The 19,841-nt window shown below is 47.5% G+C and carries 15 protein-coding genes; 11 read left to right on the plus strand and 4 right to left on the minus strand.

The genetic code is table 11. From position 1 onward, the window contains the following. The first annotated feature begins 280 nt into the window (after positions 1–280). Complete coding sequence (locus ACYVI9_RS02870; RefSeq protein WP_460760409.1) at positions 281–661, plus strand: hypothetical protein; 381 nt, start codon at positions 281–283, stop codon at positions 659–661. 145 nt (positions 662–806) lie between these two features. On the opposite strand, the gene ACYVI9_RS02875 is transcribed toward ACYVI9_RS02870, so the two are convergent. Beyond that, positions 807–2,003: a hypothetical protein gene (locus ACYVI9_RS02875; protein WP_460760411.1), complete on the minus strand. Its 1,197-nt coding sequence runs from the start codon at positions 2,001–2,003 to the stop codon at positions 807–809. A 292-nt stretch (positions 2,004–2,295) separates the two neighbouring features. Between ACYVI9_RS02875 and ACYVI9_RS02880 the strand changes: the two genes are divergently transcribed. The 3 genes from ACYVI9_RS02880 to ACYVI9_RS02890 are packed head-to-tail and all read left to right on the plus strand — an operon-like array spanning position 2,296 to position 6,836. After that, the gene (locus tag ACYVI9_RS02880) at positions 2,296–4,827 is read left to right on the plus strand and encodes a TonB-dependent receptor plug domain-containing protein (RefSeq protein ID WP_460760414.1); all 2,532 of its coding nucleotides are present in this window, start codon (positions 2,296–2,298) and stop codon (positions 4,825–4,827) included. Positions 4,828–4,838: 11 nt separating this feature from the next. After that, the gene (locus tag ACYVI9_RS02885) at positions 4,839–5,261 is read left to right on the plus strand and encodes a hypothetical protein (protein ID WP_460760416.1); all 423 of its coding nucleotides are present in this window, start codon (positions 4,839–4,841) and stop codon (positions 5,259–5,261) included. A 45-nt stretch (positions 5,262–5,306) separates the two neighbouring features. Further along, positions 5,307–6,836, plus strand: a complete 1,530-nt coding sequence (locus ACYVI9_RS02890; RefSeq protein ID WP_460760419.1) for a PepSY-associated TM helix domain-containing protein — start codon at positions 5,307–5,309, stop codon at positions 6,834–6,836. On the opposite strand, the gene ACYVI9_RS02895 is transcribed toward ACYVI9_RS02890, so the two are convergent. Further along, complete coding sequence (locus ACYVI9_RS02895; protein ID WP_460760421.1) at positions 6,789–8,708, minus strand: L,D-transpeptidase family protein; 1,920 nt, start codon at positions 8,706–8,708, stop codon at positions 6,789–6,791. The two genes, ACYVI9_RS02890 and ACYVI9_RS02895, sit on opposite strands and share 48 nt — an antisense overlap. A 279-nt stretch (positions 8,709–8,987) precedes the next feature. On the opposite strand from ACYVI9_RS02895, the gene atpD reads away from it, so the two are divergent. Both atpD and atpC read left to right on the plus strand, forming a co-directional pair. Further along, positions 8,988–10,487: a F0F1 ATP synthase subunit beta gene (atpD, locus tag ACYVI9_RS02900; protein WP_460760424.1), complete on the plus strand. Its 1,500-nt coding sequence runs from the start codon at positions 8,988–8,990 to the stop codon at positions 10,485–10,487. Between the two features lie 36 nt (positions 10,488–10,523). Next, positions 10,524–10,781 (plus strand): ATP synthase F1 subunit epsilon, encoded by a 258-nt coding sequence (gene atpC / locus ACYVI9_RS02905; protein ID WP_460760427.1) that lies wholly within the window; start codon positions 10,524–10,526, stop codon positions 10,779–10,781. Between the two features lie 234 nt (positions 10,782–11,015). On the opposite strand, the gene ACYVI9_RS02910 is transcribed toward atpC, so the two are convergent. Together ACYVI9_RS02910 and ACYVI9_RS02915 are read right to left on the minus strand one after the other, a co-directional pair. Beyond that, entirely contained in the window at positions 11,016–11,543 is a 528-nt protein-coding gene (locus ACYVI9_RS02910; protein WP_460760429.1) for an RDD family protein, read from the minus strand. Between the two features lie 30 nt (positions 11,544–11,573). Beyond that, positions 11,574–14,000, minus strand: coding sequence for a penicillin-binding protein 1A (locus ACYVI9_RS02915; RefSeq protein WP_460760432.1), 2,427 nt, complete (start codon positions 13,998–14,000; stop codon positions 11,574–11,576). Positions 14,001–14,167: 167 nt separating this feature from the next. On the opposite strand from ACYVI9_RS02915, the gene ACYVI9_RS02920 reads away from it, so the two are divergent. From ACYVI9_RS02920 to ACYVI9_RS02940, 5 genes are all read left to right on the plus strand, one after another. Continuing rightward, on the plus strand, positions 14,168–14,368 hold the full coding sequence (locus ACYVI9_RS02920) for an AtpZ/AtpI family protein (protein WP_460760434.1): 201 nt from the start codon (positions 14,168–14,170) through the stop codon (positions 14,366–14,368). Beyond that, positions 14,365–14,772: a hypothetical protein gene (locus tag ACYVI9_RS02925; RefSeq protein WP_460760437.1), complete on the plus strand. Its 408-nt coding sequence runs from the start codon at positions 14,365–14,367 to the stop codon at positions 14,770–14,772. The genes ACYVI9_RS02920 and ACYVI9_RS02925 overlap by 4 nt, the downstream gene beginning before the upstream one ends. Then, positions 14,765–15,388: a SprT-like domain-containing protein gene (locus ACYVI9_RS02930; protein WP_460760439.1), complete on the plus strand. Its 624-nt coding sequence runs from the start codon at positions 14,765–14,767 to the stop codon at positions 15,386–15,388. Before ACYVI9_RS02925 ends, ACYVI9_RS02930 begins: the two co-directional genes overlap by 8 nt. A gap of 259 nt (positions 15,389–15,647) precedes the next feature. Continuing rightward, complete coding sequence (locus ACYVI9_RS02935) at positions 15,648–16,397, plus strand: DeoR/GlpR family DNA-binding transcription regulator (RefSeq protein ID WP_460760442.1); 750 nt, start codon at positions 15,648–15,650, stop codon at positions 16,395–16,397. Between the two features lie 31 nt (positions 16,398–16,428). Beyond that, a complete protein-coding gene (locus ACYVI9_RS02940; RefSeq protein WP_460760445.1) occupies positions 16,429–19,833 on the plus strand; it encodes a SusC/RagA family TonB-linked outer membrane protein in 3,405 nt (1,134 codons plus the stop codon). Positions 19,834–19,841 lie beyond the last annotated feature (8 nt).

Raw genomic sequence — 19,841 nt, forward strand, 5'->3', positions numbered from 1 at the left:
GACTATTATCTGATAAATATATAATTGCCAGAAATAAAATCCAAAAAAAACTAGCTGCTGTATATAAATAAATGCCTATAAGTCTGAGATACAATCACTAAGAACTTTTTAAAATTTCTATTGCCGCAAGGCTGGTTATTAAAGGATTTAAATAAGTCCTTTAATTGAAATGGAACCTGCTACAAGTCAATGTATTAGGTTTAGTATTTATAGTGCCGAACGGCTTTGGTACGGGGTTTGCAGTTTCAGTTAGGAAACAATTAATCATTAAACCTATTTTATGAAAAGAGTATTGAACTTATTAGGGATTGGAATTTTTGCCGTCTTATTATTTACTGCCTGCAGCAAAGATGATAATCCTGCGGACAACAATTTATTTGTGGGTACTTATTCTGGCGAAACCAGTTATACTTCAACCGGTACATCGGTAAGCGCCGGATCGGGAAAAGTGACAGTCGTGAAAGTTGGAGATAAATATCGTTTTGATTTTAAAGATAATGGAGATATCCCCACCATTACCGATATTGAAATTTCAAAAGGAGACGAAGGCTATGTGGGAAAAGTCAATGGTTATACGGGTGTAATAACCATCGATGCAGGTCATCTTTCCATTCATGTTACCAAGGATAATGCCGCCTGGAATGCTGAAGCTGACCGCTAATCCGGGTAGGAATTATAAATAATTCAGGACCGTCTTCAGGCCTTTCCAATAAAGGAGAAGTTTGAAGGCGGTTTTATTTTTTCGGACTTATTGAAATAAACTGAACGTAAACACATCTACCTGCATGATTCCGAGGAAGGTAAATCTAATTAAGTATCGGATGGGGTTTAAATGGTTTTTGCCGATCAAAATTATATCGATAGGTAATCAGGGCTCTGCTGCGATAAGGTTCCAGCGATTCAGCTACGTTGATCATTTTGGGATTGAAGTCTCCAATCCACTGCAGTTCATATTTTTCGTAAATAGGATTGCCAATCTGGTAGTTGCCATTTTCAATCTTCAAATTCTGAATCAGCTTGCATCCTTCAATGATCATATAAGCGTCGGCCCCTCTTCCCTGAAATTCGGGAATAATACCGAATACCAGTCCCACAAATTTATTGCAGGGTTTGGTTTTTTTATACCAGAGGAATTTTAATTTGTCCAGCAGGGAAAATTTTCCATTCAGGAAACGAAACCATTGGTTGAGGTCCGGTAGGTTGATCCAGATACCTATTGGTTCCTTTTTATAATAAATAATCCAGTTAATCCGTTCATCCATGACCGCTTTCATCGACCTGAACATTTTGAGTACGGTACGTTCGTCCAGCTGCTTCAACCCGCCGTGGCCGGCCCAGGCTTTATTGTAAACGGTCGTAAAGTCTTTGGTGTATTTTTCCAGCTGATTTTTTTTAATATTATCCGAAGAGAAGTCCGGGTCGCGGGAAAGCTGTGCATGGCGGGAGTAAAATTTTTCCTGCAACCGCACCTGAACATTCATGGCAAAACATATCTGGTTAAAAAACGGCTGAAAACCATAGGTTTCCAATAATTGGCGGTAGTAAGGCTGATTATAGTTCATGCGGTAGAGCGGCGGTTCATATCCTTCTACGAGCAAACCCCACCAGGTATCTCTTTCTCCAAAATTAATTGGGCCGTCCATGGCGGTCATCCCCTGTTCTTCCAGCCAGTTGCGGGCCTGGTCCAGTAGCAAATTGGCTGCAGCCTGATCATTGATGCAGTCAAAAAATCCCATTCCACCCACCGGACCTTCATCTCCTTTCGTCTTATATTTTTTGTTTACGAAGGCAGCAATCCGGCCGATCAGCCGGCCCTGGTCGTCTTTAAGTATCCAACGGATAGCCTGGCCGAATCGGAAAGCCTTATTTTTCTCAGGGTTAAAAACCCCGGTAATGTCCTTATCCAGTGGACGAATATAATTGGGGTCCTCCTGGTTAATGACGACATTGACTTCTAAAAACGCTTTTTCCAGTGCGGCACTGGTGACCTCTGTTAATTGCATGAATGGGATAATTTTTCCTGCTCCGCTGCTTCGGGTTGTAAGACGGAGGACACAAAACTAAGGACTCTGTTCCATTATAGAAATTCATGACAGAAAAGGCGCCTGGACGCCATCGAAAAATCATCAGGGAAGCGAGTCGGCACCGCCGATAAAGTCCGGCGGTATGCCAAAAATTGCGATCAAATTGAGCAGGGGCCTTAGGATTTCCGGAATTCGTAAACCGGTTTTCCGGATCTCGTAAACAGTACCGTGGAAAGCCAAATAATTTTGCCCACCAAAATCAAAGAAATACATGAGATTATCTTTCCCTGCATTTTTAGTTTTTGTGCTGCTGCTGATCGCCGGCAGTCTTCATGCCCAGACCGCCTCATTATATGGTAAAGTGACGACACGTGACGGTCAGCCGGTAAAGTATATCAATGTGGTCGTTCTGGAAGAAGGCAGCAGTGCTTTGACCCGCGAAGATGGCAGCTATGAGATATCTAATATCAAACCAGGAAACTGGAAAGTTCAGGCCTCCTTTACCGGACTGAAAAGCAGTGTTCGCACGGCTGCCTTCACCGCGGGAAACCAGACTGAACTGAATTTTATGTTGGAAGAGAATTATAAGGAAATCGACGCCGTAGTGATAGAAGCCACCCGCATTATGAACAAGGCGGCTTCTACAGCCAATAAACTTCCGGTTGCAAATCTGGAATCACCTCAGATAGTCAATAATATCAGCGATGTGGTCTTACGCAAGCAAAATGCCATGAACCTGGAAGACGCATTAAAGAACGCGCCGGGTGTCACCAAATTATGGGACGCCACCAGCCGGCCCGATGGCGGTTCCATTTTTGTCAGCCGTGGATTCCAGACGGTGACCAAAGCCCGTAACGGACTTCCTAATACGGTAAATACCAATGTGGATATGGTTAATCTGGACCGCATAGAAGTCATCAAGGGGCCTTCCGCCACCTTGTTCGGGAATGTAATCGGCTCCTATGGAGGCATCATTAACCGGGTGACCAAAACCCCGCATTTTTATAATGATGGTATGGTCGATTTATCTTACGGCAGCTATAATTTTATGCGGGCCGCAGCGGATCTCAACCAGGTCCTGATCAAGGATCGGTTGGCGATGCGCCTGAATGTTGGCGGCATGCATCAGGAATCCTGGCAGGATCAGGGATTTCAGGAGAGCCTGCTGATTGCGCCATCTTTCCTGTATAAACCCAACAGTCGGTTCGCTGTTCACCTGGATGCAGAGTTCAATAATACGCGTGGTAACAGTAACGGCGGTAACTTTATATTTGTCGCCAACCCTTCGTTTATTAATGCCGTACTGACACCGGCGCTGCGCGGCGCCATGGAGGCGCAGGGAGCTTCCGAAGAGATGATCGAAGGCGTACTGGCACAGATACCCCGGAATTTCAAGGAGGCTTTCGGTACCAATAAGGCTGAGGAACTCCCGATTTCTTATAACCGTTCCTTCCTGAATAATGATATCTATGCGACAACCGGTCAGAATACTATATATACTACTGCTACTTATAAGTTCAACAGCAACTGGACTTCACAGACCTCACTAACTTATGGCCGTGGTCAAAATAAGGGCTATACGGCCTACCAGTATCTTTTCCCTAATTATCTCAGTAGTTTTATCAATACACTGACACCAGGAACAGCAGGTGCTGATTCCATTGGCCGGATGGTCTGGAATCCGGTAGGTAAGAACAGGACTTATAATATTCAGCAAAACTTCATTTCCGATTATCGTTTGAACCAGGTCCGGTTTCGGACGGTATTGGGACTGGATGCCGTTGGCTATAAATCGAAAGTGACCTATAACAGGTTTCAGGGAATGCTGTTCAATGCATTTCCCTATGTGGATGTGTTTGATGTCGTCGATGTAGCTGGTACGGTGGACTGGATGGATGATTTTACCAAAGGAAATGTACTGAATGCTTTTGCCAACCGGCCCAACAGCCAATTGGTTTATGATGATGCTTCTACCATACTGGCGGCCTACCTGAATACCATCGTCAATCTGGGATCCTACGCCGTTGTATCAGCCGGTTTGCGTGGTGATCATTTCAGAAATGATATCGACAAAACCAATCAGACCAAATGGTCCCCAAAATTTGGATTGATTCTGATGCCGGTCAAGGACCGGTTGAGTATTTTCGGTAATTATCAACATTCCTTTACCAACCAGTTCGGGTCCGATAAGGAGGGCCGTTCATTTATGCCTGAAGATGCCCGTCAGAAAGAAGCAGGTATCAAATACCAGTCCCTGAGTAATAAGGTTTCGGGCAGTATCAGTTACTACCATATTCTGGTGGACAATATTGTCCGGCAGGACCCCACCGACCCGATGTTCAGCATTCAGGATGGTGCGCAGCTCAGTCGTGGCATCGAACTGGACTTGAGTGTCAACCCCGTAAAAGGCTGGACCCTGTTGGGCGGTTACGGCTATAACGACAGTAAAATGACCCGGGCAGATGCTGACGTGGAAGGGTTGCGACCGGTAGGTTCAGGTCCCTATCATAGTTTTAATTTCTGGACCAACTATAGTTTTACCGAGGCGGTTTTACAGGGACTGAGTCTGGGGCTTAGTATCAACCACGCAGGTCGTACGAACGCATTTAACCTCCGGCCCGACGGCGCCCTGACCATGCCGGCTTATACGGTCCTCGGCACCCATATCAATTATGATACGAAAGCATTTCGATTTGCGCTGAAATGCAACAACCTGACCAATGAAAGATACTGGATGGGCTGGAGCAATCTGATTGCCCAGATGCCAAGACAGTGGATTGGGACAGTATCCTATAAATTTTAAAATCAACGCAGATGAATTCTTTTGTACGGCTGAGTTTTTTATGGTTCTCAATTACGGTTTGCTATATACTGCACAACATCTACCATTTGTCAGAATTGTTTTTTGGCATTGATATCAAGTTGCCCGATGCGGCAGGAGAAGTACCCATGGCGACACATCTGTTCCGCCTGCTGGTGGACCTCTCGGTACTGGTTTTTTTCCTGACTTCACTATATGGTCGCGGGAAAAGGTTTTTCATATCAAGTTATGTCTGGGCGATGCTTTTGCTGATACTGAATATTGTGCACCTGGGAGGAACCATCGCTTCTGAATGGAAAGAATATTCCCAACTGGCCCTGCTGAGTTTTATTGTGGTGCTGAATCTGATGCTGTTGCTGGAAAGCAGGAAATGCTGGAAACTGTTGCGGCAATCACCGGCGGTACCACCAGCCTGAGAAAATGACAGAAGCCGGGATGCGCGCTTTATAAATGCGTTTTATATGAGAAAATCTCGAAAACTACAATGGGCCATCCATCAGAAACGATGGTTTGGGAAATGGCATTTATACCTGGGTATTATTGCCGGTGCCCTGCTCTGCATTATTGGTCTGACGGGTAGTATCCTGGTTTTTCAGGATGAAATAGATGCGGCATTGAATAAAGACTTGTTGCGGGTAATGGCAACACAAAAAAAATACAGCCTTGAAGCCAGTATTCCTTTGGTACAGGATCGATATCCGGATTTGAATTTTGATTATGCGATGTATGTGGACCGGAACAATCCCAATGCTTCCTACCGGTTCTATGACCTGAAAAACGACCGTGAGTTTTTTATCAATCCTTATGACCTGACCCTCTGCGGCAAGCGGATCACCAGCAGCTCTTTTGTACGGGTGGTCATGGGACTGCACCGGCAGTTGCTATTGCCGCCTGTGGGCAGGTATATTGTAGCACTCGCTACATTATGCTTGCTGATACTGACCATTAGTGGCCTGCGTTTATGGATTCCGGCGCGCCTCAACCGCTGGAAACAATGGAAATCCGTGCTCACCGTTAACTTCAGATCGGGTTGGAAGCGCCAGAATTTTGACTGGCATAATGTGCTTGGCTTTTACTCTTCGCCGGTTATTATCCTGCTTTCCATCACAGGTTTTGCCATCACTTTCAGCACGGTATTTATCGCCTTTTTGTTTCTTTTAACCGGCAATTCACCCCAGTCAGTTGCCAGTATATTTTCTCAGACTTCAGATACCACCCTGCACCAGGCGCCGCTGCATCCCGAGCGGGTTGCCAAGCTGGCAACACAGGCCCTGCCCCAAGGCAGGGTAGAAGGTATCGCCATTCCGGACGGGAAAGCGGGGGTGTATCGTATAGATATGCGGATGCCGGGAACCGCTCATACCGGCGGGCGGGCCATGCTTACACTTGACCAGTACAGCGGCAAGCTCCTGCTCAATAGTGAAAAAGATTTCCCCAATATTGGCAACAGCTATCTGGGCTGGCTGGTGCCGCTGCATTACGGCACTTTTGGCGGAATGCCGACACGAATTCTGGCATGCCTGGGCGGGTTGATTCCTTTATTGCTATATATTACAGGGTTTATCATCTGGTGGCCGCGATATCGAAAACAGAAGGGAAAACAGCGGAAGGGTGTCGACCGGAACTTGAAAAAGACGACTGGTCCGGAAGCATTGCCCCAATCACTGTGGTCATTTTTTAAATGCGAATTTCGTAAAGGCCTTAAATACGGAGGGATCCTGCTGCTCTGCTGTTTTCTGTCCGGCGCACTCTATGGACTGATCAGCGGCATTTGGCTCGAGCCGGCCGTTTTTTCGGTACTGTATTGCGGTATCTGTATCCTGATAAATTTTATCATCGCCCTGCTGGCCATGGTCATCAATTTGTTATTCTTTGTGCCATTCGAATCCGGAAGGATCCTGTTTCGATATGCCGCTTATTCCCTCGCGCTGGCGCTGGTATTTTTACCGGCGCTGCTCCTGATCGCCAACAGTGGGCTGACGCTTTTTTAAGGTGCCGGGGCTGTCCGGGAAATTTACCTGACGGGAGGGTGGATCTGTTTGCCGTCTTTTTTCCGGGAGGCTATCGTCGGTTTTGCCGGCCGGCAGCCTGGCGTTTTTTAAAGCTGCGAGACTGTCCCTGGTCCGGACTTTTTTCAGAGAATCCTTTCGGTGTTGTTCTTTTTGGCGGGCCTGGTCCTTCAGTTTCTGTAAACTGTCCTTGATGGCTTTTTGTCTGCTGTAAGTTGTTCCGACGCTGTTTAGAAACATTTTTCTGGCAATGATGGCATCATGGCCATAGATATCTTCTCTGAAATTCAGTACACTGCTGTCATTGACCCAGGAGGTAAAATAGGTAATCAGTACCGGGATGGGATCTTTAACCCGCACATATTTTTCTTTATAGGTATGCATCAGGCTGTCCACTTTTCTTTCGCTGTAGCGTACAGTATCATCCAAAATATAACGGGCCAGTTTCGCGGGTTCTTTGAGGCGGATACAACCATGGCTGTAGCTTCTTTTATCCCGGTTGAACAGGGATTTGGCCGGAGAATCGTGAAAATAGATATTATAGCTGTTCGGAAACAGGAATTTGACCAGGCCCAGTGAATTCCAGGGACCGGGTTTCTGACGTACCCGCCCCTTGATGATTTCCATATGATTTCTGCGCAAATAGGCAGCACTGGGTTTGCCGTGCATTTCATTTTTAACGATACTGGCCGGTACATTCCAGTAGGGGCTGAAAACGATATTGCTCAGACGGCCTGTAAAAATGGTGGTACTGTTGCCTTCTTTACCCACGACCACATTCATATTCCATGCCGGCTGGCCCCTTTCATAAACATGTAACTTGAATTCCGGAATATTCACAATGATGGAGCGGCCGGTATCCCGGGTATTGCTGGGCAGCCAGCGCATCCGCTCCATATTGATAAGAATCTGCTGAATTCTTTCCTCAACCGGAACATTCACGTCTTTGAGAAAGGTTTTACCAGCCGTACCGTCGGGTTTGTAACCATAACTGATTTTGATGGCGTTGACGGCGGTAGCCAGCAGCGAATCATAAGTGCTGGTCATCAGGCTGTCGGCCTGGTCCAGAAATCCTTCGATCTGGAGTCTTTTTCTCAAAACCTTAACCGCACTGTCCCGGTAGCCTTTATGCATCACTTCCACTTTACTGTATACAACCGGCCATCCACCCCGATCCTTTATGCGTTTATACTTCAGGAGCTGGTTGCGGAGCCGTAAATACTGGGGATTATGCGGCGCATACTGATCGGCATACTGACCGCTGTGGGTCAGTACCGAATCCAGTGTGGCTTCCAGGGTCAGTTTTTTCTTGGGGATATACCATTCCAGGGATTTAATATGAAACTGCGGGTCTTCCCGGTAAGCATGGTCATAATAAATATAAAAGTAGCGGGTGAGTAAAAGTTCGGTATTGCGGTACAACGAGTCATTTTTTGGCTTGATTTTCCCAATCCGTATGAGGGTTTCCATTTTCTGGGTCAGCCAGGGGTCATAAACCGAGGAATCCTTGGAGTAATTCAGGTAATTTTTCAACAGGTTCCAGAATGATATGCTGTGTTCGGGCAGTCCTTCTCCGGAAAACCAGGCAAATTGATAATTGCGGCTGTTGTAAAAGCTCTTGATCCGATTGGTCAAAGTATCACCCAGTTGGCTGAGCATCAGCATTTCATTGACCTGATTGCTGTCCAGAAACAACGAATTGAAGGAATTGGTAGTGTCAATGGTCACATCTACCCGGGTCACCGGTTTTTCTTCTTTGATTTCCGGTTGACTTTTTCGGTCAAATAGTTGACAGGAACCGGCCATAATGGTTAAGGCACAGCCTGTTAAAAGCAGTGATATGTTACGATTCATAAGTCGGGATAATAGTCAATTCGACACAAATTTATGCTTTATTCCAATTGGGCGGCTTCCCTGATTTTAGTGATTTTAAGCCGTAATTTTACGGGTGGGGATGGTCCGTTTCTCCCCCTGTGATGCTCCTGGGCCGCCAGCCTCCGTTTTTTACAGGTACCAGCTTGCGTCCAGGGCCTGCCGAAGGCCATCAGATGTGAATAATTTGTCTCTTTCCTGCATAATAATACGCGTAGAAACCTTACTTTTGCAGCCTAAAATTAACCATACCTCAAATTTATGGCAAAAGTTGGTAAAGTAAAGCAAGTTATCGGAGCGGTTATTGACGTACAGTTTAGCGATGCCCTCCCTGAAATTTATAATGCCCTGGAACTGACCAAAGAAAATGGCGAGAAACTGGTACTGGAAGTACAGCAGCACCTGGGAGAAGACAGCGTTCGTACCATCGCGATGGACGGAACGGAAGGTCTGGTGAGAGGAACAGAAGTAAGGGATACCGGGAAGGCAATCACCATGCCTACCGGAGAAGCTATCAAAGGCCGGTTGTTCAACGTTACCGGTGATCCGATAGATGGTATGCCCGCGGTTTCGAAAGAAAACGGCCGTGCGATTCATGCCATGCCGCCTGCTTTTGAGAACCTGAGTACTGCCTCGGAAGTGCTGTTCACCGGAATCAAGGTGATCGATCTGATTGAACCTTATGCCAAAGGGGGTAAAATCGGACTCTTCGGTGGTGCCGGTGTGGGTAAAACGGTTTTGATCCAGGAACTGATTAACAATATTGCCAAGGGGCATGGTGGACTTTCTGTATTTGCCGGTGTGGGTGAGCGTACCCGTGAAGGGAATGACCTGATGCGTGAGATGATTGAAGCCGGAATTATGAAATACGGCGAAGCCTTTAAACAAAGCATGGAAGAAGGCGGCTGGGATATCAGTAAAGTGAATCCTGAAGAGCTGGCTGATTCCAAAGCAACTTTTGTATTCGGACAGATGAATGAACCCCCCGGAGCCCGTGCCCGGGTTGCCTTGAGCGGTCTGACTATTGCGGAGTATTTCCGGGATGGCGACGGTGAAGGCAAGGGTAGGGATATTCTTTTCTTCGTAGACAATATCTTCCGGTTTACCCAGGCCGGCTCTGAAGTATCTGCCCTGTTGGGACGGATGCCTTCCGCCGTGGGTTATCAGCCGACCCTGGCGACTGAGATGGGACTGATGCAGGAAAGAATTACTTCTACCAAAAATGGTTCCATTACCTCGGTACAGGCGGTTTATGTACCTGCGGATGACCTTACCGATCCGGCGCCGGCGACCACTTTCGCCCACCTGGATGCGACTACGGTGTTAAGCCGTAAGATTGCGGATCTCGGTATTTATCCCGCGGTGGATCCACTGGATTCTACCTCCCGGATTCTGATGCCGCAGGTCGTTGGTGATGCCCATTACGACTGTGCCAACAAAGTAAAAAGAATTTTACAGCGTTATAAAGAACTGCAGGACATTATTGCCATCCTGGGTATGGATGAACTGAGTGATGAAGACAAGATGACCGTAGCCCGGGCGCGTAAAGTGCAACGTTTCCTTTCTCAGCCTTTCCACGTGGCAGAAGCGTTCACCGGCCTGAAAGGGGTATTGGTTCCGATCGACGAAACCATCCGCGGATTTAACATGATTATGGACGGTGAAGTCGACGATTATCCTGAAGCTGCGTTCAACCTCGTTGGAAATATCGATGATGCGATTGAAAAAGGTAAAAAATTACTGGCTCAGGCAGAAGCATAATCACTTTTTTAAAGCTGATTTTTTTAAAACGCAATAATGAAACTCAATATATTAACGCCTGAAGGCAGCATTTACAGCGGTGAAGCATACGGCGTGCAGATGCCCGGTGTCACCGGCTCCTTCGAAGTGCTCGATCGCCATGCGCCTTTGATCGCTGCCTTACGTGAAGGGAAATTAAAAGTGCTCCAGAACAGCCTTTCTGGTCCTGCTACTTTTTATAATATACAGGGAGGTTTTGTAGAAGTGTTGAATAACCAGGTTACTGTATTAGTTGAAGGTGCCAGTAAGGCGTAAAAAATTGAATATTACATTTTGAAATCCGTAACAGTCTTTGCTGTTGCGGATTTTTTTTCTTCACCCCCAGCGCTTACTGTATCCCGACATAGGTTCATGCGACCGGGAAACTTCCTACTCAGAAATGTTCGCCAGACCCCGGTTTCCCCACAATTTTCCGCGCTGAATTTTTTCACGGTAGAAAAAAACCGGGATGGAATCACTGTTGGAAAAAACCAGATGATCGATGCGCGATTATTTTTTGATGACGAGGGTACCAGCCAGCTGATCGTGCAGGCACTGTTTTTTGTCGGACCAAAAAATCATCAGATAACCAATAAAAAGGATCATAGCTGAAAGCATGGTAGCAAAATAGCGCCCGGTAGCATTCAGAAAACTGATCCGTTCTCCCTGAAGATTGGTCACTTCCAGTCCCATGGCCCTTTTACCCAGCGTAGCCTGCCATGGCCCAGAAACCAACAGGGCGCTATAGAGCCAGTTCACTATCAGCGAGGTAAAGGAATAACCGAGGAAAGGCAGGAAGCTGTTAGAACCCATCGCAGGATCAGAAAACCCTTCCTCCTGGACCTGAAACACCATAAGGCTGTCGGGTACGCCGAAAGCACGCTGCAGGAAGTAACCAACTACCCAGAGGATAACAAAATCGATCAGGAATGCCGCCAGTCGCTGGGCAAAGCTCGCGTAAGGGACCGTACGGCCCATTCTGGGAGTAAATAAATCCGAATCCCCCTGATAAAGATTTCCTGATGTTGGTTCTGACATATCGAATCGTTTGGTTTTTTTTATGCCGGTCTAATTGTCATCCTTATCCTTTTTCTTGCCGAATATTTTTTTAAACAGCCCTCGTTTCTTTTTGGGTTCATCTTCAGAACCGATTGGTTTTACTTCAGGCTGTTTTTTTACCGTGTCTTTTTTAGGAACGACTTTATTCTTGTTCGGATCCTCCGGTAAAGGTGCGGATTCCGGACCGATATATTCGCCGTCGTTGTTCAGCATATAATCCTGTTCCGTGCCAACTCCAAAATCCTGTCCTTCGGCGGTAGGTTCCGGATTGTCTTCCGTAACATACAAGGAAGGATCGGCGCTTACTGATTCATTGCTGAGGCTGGGCGGTTCGATGAATTTCTCGTCCTTGTAAATACCCAGATTTTTATCGGCGTATACTTTCTTAAAGAAATATTCCCAGATCGGCCGGGCAGCATCATTACCAAATCCTCCATAGCCTTCATTCCGGATAAAACGGTCATCGCTGCCTGTCCAGACACCGGCCAAAAGCTGGGGAACAAATCCCATATACCAGGCATCACTGTTATCATTGGTGGTACCGGTCTTGCCGGCCATTTCTGCTGCGCCCAGGCGCGCCCTGAGTCCACGGGCAGTTCCCTTGTCCACGGCTCCCTGCATCATCCGACTCATAATATAGGCCGTTGCTTCACTGATGGCTTCCTTCCGGTTGGCGCTGAAATCCGGGCGCAGAATAACATTGCCGTTGCGGTCTTCGATCCGACTGATAAAATAGGGTTTGGTGGAAAAACCCCTGCCACCGAAAATGGTATAGGCCCACATCATTTCAAATAGTGATAGTTCACAGGAACCAAGTGCAATGGAAGGGTAGGGTTTGATATCGGTGGGTATATTAATATGTTTCAGGAATTCCGTAAATCGCCGTGGCGTCACCTGTTTCATGATATAGGCCGTCGCACAGTTTTTGGACCAGGCCAGGGCATTGGCCATGGACATCGAACCCCCGCCACAGCTTCTGCCGGCAGGCACCCAACCGTTACCGGGAAAATACTGGGCGGTATTCTGTACCTGGGTTTCTGGTGTAAAACCGAGTTCCTCTACCGCTTCGCCATAGAGCAATGGTTTTATCGTGGAACCGACCTGACGTTTGGTATTGATATTGACGTGGTCGTATTTGAAAGTCTTAAAGTCAATACCGCCGACCCAGGCCTTCACTTCACCCGTAACCGGATCCATCGCCATGAATCCAGCCTGGGTAAATAACCGGTGGTATTTAATAGAATCGTAGGGCGTCATAACGGTATCCTTGGACCGTTCCGTATTCCAGGCAAAGACTTTCATGGGTGTTTTCTCATTGAAGCTCGCCCGTATTTCCTTATCACTCAGGCCGTCTTCCGCTGAATTTTTCCAACGTTCACTGGCTTTCATCGCCGCTTCCAGAACATTCTCATGGGTCTTCCACACCGAACCGTTTTTTATAAAGCCCTGCCGGATAACATTCCGATACAATTTGGGTGCCTGTTGGGCTACCGCTTCCTCGGCATAGATCTGCATTTGAGGACTGATCGTAGTATAAATTTTCAATCCGTCGCTATAGATATTATAGGAGGAGCCGTCGGGTTTTGTAATATCCTCGAGTAGTTTCCGGACTTCTGAACGCAGGACTACCCGGAAATAAGGTGCATAACCCAGTTCTTCACTGGGTTTCTGATAATTCAGCTTGATGGGCTGGCCCTGCAATCGCTCGGCTTCCCCCGCCGAGATATTGCCGTTCTCTGCCATCCGGTTCAACACCAGGTTCCGGCGGTCCATTGCGGCTTTGGGATTCCGGCGGGGATTATAGATCCCCGGTCCATTAATGGAACCGACAAGTATGGCAGCTTCACTTACATTGAGTTGGTCCGGTTCCTTTTGGAAAAAAGTCCGGGCAGCATTGCGGATACCGAATACATTGTCCGGATAGGGAACCGCATTCAGGTACAAGGCCAGAATTTCTTCTTTGGTAAAGTTTCTTTCCAGTTTTACGGCAATGATCCATTCCTTGATTTTCTGCATGACACGCTGGAAAGGGTCGGAGGCCCGCTTATTAAACAGGGCCAATGCCAGCTGCTGGGTGATAGTACTACCCCCGCCGGCAGCGCCGGCGCTGCTGATTGCCCGGGCCGTACCAATCAGATCGATGCCTGAATGTTCGTAAAAACGTTTGTCCTCTGTGGCAACCAGCGCATTAATTACATTGGGTGAAATTTCTTTATATTTTACGATACTGCGATTGCCGCTGGGCAGATAAAATTTACCCATCAGCGTGCCATCGTCCGCAAATACTTCCGAAGCCTGGGAAATTGACGGGTTTTCCAACTCCGCCAGGGAGGGCATTTTGCCAAATACCCCGAAATTAGCCAGGAGGAAAATGGCGATCAGCAATCCGAAACCAATAAAAAACAATCTCCAGAATATACGTACAGTTCTCTTCATTATTATAATTTTGCGCTCAGTGGAAGGAAGCAAAATAGCCCAAAATCCACAGTTCAAAGTAATTATTTCTTTTGTTAAAAATCAAATAAAGCTGTGGACCACCTGATGCCGGTCGACAGCGGCTGTCAAATGACTGTAGACCTGTAATTTAGGCAGTTTTAAATGCAATGAACAACCCCTGGTTACGATACCTTGGTCTGACGGCCGAATTGCTGGTACTGATTGGTGCTGCCGTATATGTGGGCATCCGGCTGGATGATCGTTGGAACCTGAGCCCTGCTTTGACGATTATCCTACCTTTGCTGGCCCTGGTGGGTGTATTTTATAAGCTGCTCCGGGAGAATAATAAAAGAAAATCCAAAAAATGAGTGAAGAACAACAAAAATTCAATCCCGTTAAACTGATGATCCTGGTATTTGTGCTGCTGAGCAGTTTTTTCTTCCTGGCAAAAGCTCTGTTGGCGAATGCGGGCGTCGATTACCGGGTAGTAGCGGGGGGTAATTTGGTGTTGTTCCTGGTGGGGCTGTTTACCCTTCGCAGCGGTCTGAAAGCGATTGAGCACTCAAATCCCCATGTTTTTGTGCGGGTCTTCTATGGAGGCTTTATCCTGCGGCTTTTTGTTTGTGCCGTTGCGGCATTTCTATATATCTATTTTACGGATGGGCCGGTAAGTAAGCCTTCGCTGTTTGCCTGCCTCGGGATTTATGTGCTCTATGCTTTTATAGAAGTACGCTCCCTGAAGAAAGCGTTGAATCTGAACAAAAATGCCTAAAAAAGAAGTTCCTATGACGGCACTGGCTGCTTATCTGCCGCCGGATACCTATGAAGCTGTCTTGTCTTATCTGAATCATTATAAGGTACATCTGACCATTGCCAAAGCCCGCAATAGTATACTGGGAGACTATCGGTTCAAAGCCGCGGGCGGCCACCACCGCATCAGTGTAAATGGCAGCCTGAACCCCTATGCTTTTCTGATTACCTTATTGCATGAATTGGCGCATTTGGTGGCATTTGAGCAATATGGCGCCCGTATTGCCGCCCATGGCAAGGAATGGAAGTCTTTGTATGGCAACCTGTTGGCCCGTTTCCTTCAAAAAGACATCTTCCCACCGGATATAGCCACTGAGCTCCGGCAGAGTCTGCACAACCCCGGCGCTTCCACCTGTGCCGAAGAGGGCCTGCAAAGAATCCTTCGCCGTTATGACCCGCCGCAACCGCATATGGCGTTGATCGAAGATCTGCCGGTGGGCAGTTTATTTATGATTAAGGGAGGGCGGGTGTTCCGCCGGGGAGAGAAGCGTACCAAGCGCTACTATTGTACCGAACTGGCTACCAATAAAGTTTATCTGTTTAGCGGGGTATATGAAGTAAGCACCCGGGTAGGTTAGGGACTTTCCTGCGAGGGTGCGCTCTTGCTCGTTTCCATTGTATGCGTTGACCTGATTACCTTGCGGCTCCTAGCGGCTTTCTGCGGTTTTTCAGCTGGAATTTCTCCGGAATTTTGAGAAAGGCTGCTTTTATTAGTCTCAGAAAATGAAGTATTTAGCGTTAAAAACTGAGTACGGCTTGCAAATATTTTCTGGAATTTGCGGTATTCTGCATTTTTTTTACCTATCTTTAGGATACTGATAACAAAATTCTAACGAATTGCTTAAGAAAGAACGACATGCTTATATCCTTCACCAGCTCAATCTGCACAACAAGGTATTGAGCGGTGATCTCTGCAAGGAGATCGCTGTTTCAGAGGATACCATCAGACGAGACCTGAATGAACTGGCGACAACCGGACATCTGATCAAAGTACATGGTGGTGCGCTGTCCATGGCTTTTAATCAGGTACAGTTCGAACCCCAACACATTTATTCCCAGCATCACAAAAGTAGTATTGCCGGCAAAGCCATGGGGCTCATCGAAAACGGTATGTTTATTCTGACCAGTGGGGGTACCACCATATTGGAGCTATTCCGCAACCTGCCCCCCCAACTCAGAATTACGGTTATGACCGGAAGTATTCCGGTTGTTAATGCTTGTCTCTCCCATTCCAATATTGAGGTGGTGGTCATAGGTGACCGCTTGTCCAAAGATGCCAAACTGACGGTGGGTGCGGGTGCGATTTCAAAAATCAGCCAGGTGAATGCTGATCTCTGTTTTCTGGGTACCAATGCGATTGATCTGAAACGGGGCGTGACTGATAACGACTGGGAAGTGGTGCAGGTAAAAAGAGCCATGGTAGCTTCATCGGCTAAAGTGGTTTGCCTGTCTATTTCTGAAAAGCTCAACACCGTACAACCCATTCAGGTATGTGAGATGAATAAAATCGATTGTTTAATAACGGAGCTGGACCCTGAGAATGACCAGCTTCATGCATTTGCAGACACCGGTATTTCGGTGCTGTAGGAATCAAGTTTAATTTTTTAATTGTAAGTGTATGAGAAAATTAGTATGCTTGGGAGTATGGCTGCCCTTCTTATTATTATGCAGCTTTTCCGTGATGGCACAAACCAGAGACATTACGGGTACGGTAAGTTCGGCGCAGGGAACCGCGCTGTCCAACGTAACCGTTGCGGTACAGGGTACGCCCCGTGCCACTATTACAGATGCGGCGGGTCATTATACGATCGCTGCTGCAACCGGAGAGGTGCTGGAATTCAGTTCAACCGGTTACGAAACCCAGCAGATAACTGTTACTGCGGCCGGTGCGATTGACGTGATCTTGGCGCAACGGACAACTGATCTGGACGAGGTGATTGTTGTGGGATATGGTACCCAGAAAAAATCGAATATTACCGGGGCTGTCAGTAATGTGGATATAGCCAGGGAATTCGGGGATCGGCCGATCGCGGATGCAGGCCGGGGCCTGCAGGGTGTGGTACCGGGCCTGTCCGTCAGACTGCCGGATGGGGAGCTGGGTTCGGATCCCCTGATGCGTATTCGGGGTTTTGTAGGATCCCAGTATGGATCCAGTCAGCCGCTGATCCTGGTAGACAATGTGGAAGTTCCCAGCATCCAGCTGATTAATCCCAATGATATTGCCTCCATTAGTGTACTTAAAGATGCATCGGCGACTTCGATCTATGGTGCCAAAGCGGCATTTGGTGTCATCCTGATCACCACCAAGAAAGGGGCAAGGAAGGATGGAATCGAGCTGAATTACTCCAATAATCTCTCCTGGCAACAATCTGCTAAAAAACATGAAATAGCGGGGATCGATGGCCTGCAATACACTTTGGATGCGCATAATAATATGAAAGCCAGCGGTCCCGCGGGTGGTTTCTGGCGCATCAGCGAAGAAAGCCTGCAGAAGTCCAGAGAATGGCAGGAGAAATATGGTAGCACGGTAGGTGCATTTGATCCTGTGGTTTTTGAAAGAGACTGGTACTATGATGGCGCTGATAAGTTTGGTATCCGGATTTATGACCCGGTAAAAGCCATGATCAAGGACCAAACGTTTTCACAGAATCACAATTTATCGCTGAACGGTAGAACGGGTAAAACAACTTATAATGCCGGTGTGGGCTTTCTGGGCCAGGAAGGGATGATGAAGCCAGCGCCATACGATGATCACAAGCGCTATACCGCAAATCTGAAACTTTCGACCGAAGTCACTGATTTTATCACCATCCGTGGCGGTGTGCTGTTTTCCGACAGGGTGAAACGCTATGCGAATTCCGCGACCGGCTTCGGCGCTGATCCCTGGCTGTACCTGTATCGCTGGAGCCGTTATTTCCCCACCGGAGTAACTGAACACGGGGAACGTTTCCGGGATCCTTACTGGGATACCAAAGACGCCCATACGGCCGTGCTGGATAAGCAATACAGCAATTATAATTTTGGAACCACTATTCAATTAAATAGCAACTGGGACATCATTGCGGACTATACTTATGATGTCCGTCAGGAAAGCCTGAAGTCTTCGATGCCGACCTTTACCGGTGCCCAGCACTGGTATAAACCTGTGGAATGGTTTGACGAAAACGGCGACCGGGTCTATGTAGATGAGGAAGGTAATATTACCGATACCGGTGGTATACCCGGCTTCCGGTTCCCGGTAGGTGAGTATTTCGGGAAGGCCCAGTCCTATGTCTATCAGAGTACAGCCACCGAAAAAAGGCATACAGTCAATGCTTATTCAACTTATCGGCTGAACCTTAATGAAAAGAATGCATTTAAGTTCATGTTGGGTAGCAATATCGTCGCTAATAAATGGGACAACCACTACAGCAAAAGAACGGAGTTGATTTCTAATGACAAGCCGGAATTTGCCTTTGCCGTGGGCGAAGAAACATCGGGCGGTTATGCCAACTGGAGTTCCCAGCTGGGTTATTTCGGCCGGGTAAACTATGCCTTTGCTGATAAATACCTGTTGGAAGGTAATCTGCGTTACGATGCGACTTCTACTTTTCCGGCATTTATGCGCTGGAAATGGTATCCTTCCTTCTCTGCGGGCTGGGTACTTTCCGAAGAAGATTTTATGCAGGACCTCAGTTCTGTGATCAGCTTTGCCAAATTCCGGGGATCCTGGGGTTCCATCGGGGATCAGTCAGTAGCCAATGATTTATATATGCCGGTGCTGGATATCGGAAAAACCAGTTGGTTGAATAGTCAGGGCGCGCAGACTTTTTACCTGGGCCAGCCCCGTCCGGTATTGGGCGGTTTGACCTGGCAGGATATTGTCACCCTGAACCTGGGTGCCGACCTGCGTTTCCTGAAAGGGCAACTGGGTGTCACTTTTGACTGGTTTGAGCGTCAGACAAAAAATATGATTGTGGCGGGCCTGACACCGCCTAATACCTTCGGAGCAAGTGCCCCGCTGGGCAACTATGGCAACCTGAAGACCCGGGGTTGGGAACTGATTGTGGATTTCAACCACCGGTTCCAGAGCGGGCTGGGTATCAACCTGAGGGCCAATATATCTGATGCGGTGACCGATGTTACCCGCGGACCGGACTGGAATATCGATTGGGCGAACCGTTCTGTTGGCGGATCCTTTACCACCGGCAAGCGTTATGGTGATATTTATGGGTACGTGACCGACCGCCTGTTCCAGAAAGAAGATTTTGTATATGATGATGCAGGCAACTTTGTGCAGGAAACCATTATCTGGGAGGGATCTGCCAAAGTCACCAATAAACTGGCCGGAGCCAATCCGGTCTATCAGACATATTTTGAGGACGGTAACCAGATCCTGCTGATCAGTCCGGGTGATGTGAAATTTGTGGACCTCAACGGAGACGGCTATATCACGCCGGGCAATGGCACTTTTGGAGATACCGGCGACCGGACAGTGATTGGAAATATTTTCCCGCGCTATGAATACGGTTTCCGAATCGGTCTTGACTATAAATCCTTTGATTTTTCTGTCATGGCACAGGGTGTAGGCAGAAGACATATCTGGGGCGTTGGTCAGCTGGCGATACCCGGTTATCACGTGAAGGACGGTGCCATGCCACAGGCCATCGCTGAGGATTACTGGCGTGAAGACCGCACCAATGCATTTTATCCCAGGGCCTGGAACCTCAACGGCAGCAATTCCGGTTTTGTGATGGTACCACAAACCCGCTACCTGCTGAATATGTCTTATTTCAGGATCAAGAATATCACACTCGGTTATAATGTGGCACCCCAGATACTCGAAAGAATCCGGCTCCGGCAGGCACGTGTATTCGTGTCTCTGGAAAATTTTATCACATTTGATAAACTCCGCGGCCTGCCCATTGATCCGGAAGCGATCTCGGGTGAATCCATGCTGAATGGGAACTACAACCTGGGTCGTACCGGTACTTCTACCCCTGTTTTCAAAATCGCATCAGTGGGTCTGAATATTTCCTTATAAATACTAAA

The organism is Niabella terrae (genome assembly GCF_054783135.1).

Excerpts from the sequence above, each read along its gene's own strand:
- ACYVI9_RS02870 (WP_460760409.1), top strand. The coding sequence starts at position 281 with ATGAAAAGAGTATTGAACTTATTAGGGATTGGAATTTTTGCCGTCTTA.
- ACYVI9_RS02875 (WP_460760411.1), bottom strand. The coding sequence starts at position 2,003 with ATGCAATTAACAGAGGTCACCAGTGCCGCACTGGAAAAAGCGTTTTTA.
- ACYVI9_RS02880 (WP_460760414.1), top strand. The coding sequence starts at position 2,296 with ATGAGATTATCTTTCCCTGCATTTTTAGTTTTTGTGCTGCTGCTGATC.
- ACYVI9_RS02885 (WP_460760416.1), top strand. The coding sequence starts at position 4,839 with ATGAATTCTTTTGTACGGCTGAGTTTTTTATGGTTCTCAATTACGGTT.
- ACYVI9_RS02890 (WP_460760419.1), top strand. The coding sequence starts at position 5,307 with ATGAGAAAATCTCGAAAACTACAATGGGCCATCCATCAGAAACGATGG.
- ACYVI9_RS02895 (WP_460760421.1), bottom strand. The coding sequence starts at position 8,708 with ATGAATCGTAACATATCACTGCTTTTAACAGGCTGTGCCTTAACCATT.
- atpD (WP_460760424.1), top strand. The coding sequence starts at position 8,988 with ATGGCAAAAGTTGGTAAAGTAAAGCAAGTTATCGGAGCGGTTATTGAC.
- atpC (WP_460760427.1), top strand. The coding sequence starts at position 10,524 with ATGAAACTCAATATATTAACGCCTGAAGGCAGCATTTACAGCGGTGAA.
- ACYVI9_RS02910 (WP_460760429.1), bottom strand. The coding sequence starts at position 11,543 with ATGTCAGAACCAACATCAGGAAATCTTTATCAGGGGGATTCGGATTTA.
- ACYVI9_RS02915 (WP_460760432.1), bottom strand. The coding sequence starts at position 14,000 with ATGAAGAGAACTGTACGTATATTCTGGAGATTGTTTTTTATTGGTTTC.
- ACYVI9_RS02920 (WP_460760434.1), top strand. The coding sequence starts at position 14,168 with ATGAACAACCCCTGGTTACGATACCTTGGTCTGACGGCCGAATTGCTG.
- ACYVI9_RS02925 (WP_460760437.1), top strand. The coding sequence starts at position 14,365 with ATGAGTGAAGAACAACAAAAATTCAATCCCGTTAAACTGATGATCCTG.
- ACYVI9_RS02930 (WP_460760439.1), top strand. The coding sequence starts at position 14,765 with ATGCCTAAAAAAGAAGTTCCTATGACGGCACTGGCTGCTTATCTGCCG.
- ACYVI9_RS02940 (WP_460760445.1), top strand. The coding sequence starts at position 16,429 with ATGAGAAAATTAGTATGCTTGGGAGTATGGCTGCCCTTCTTATTATTA.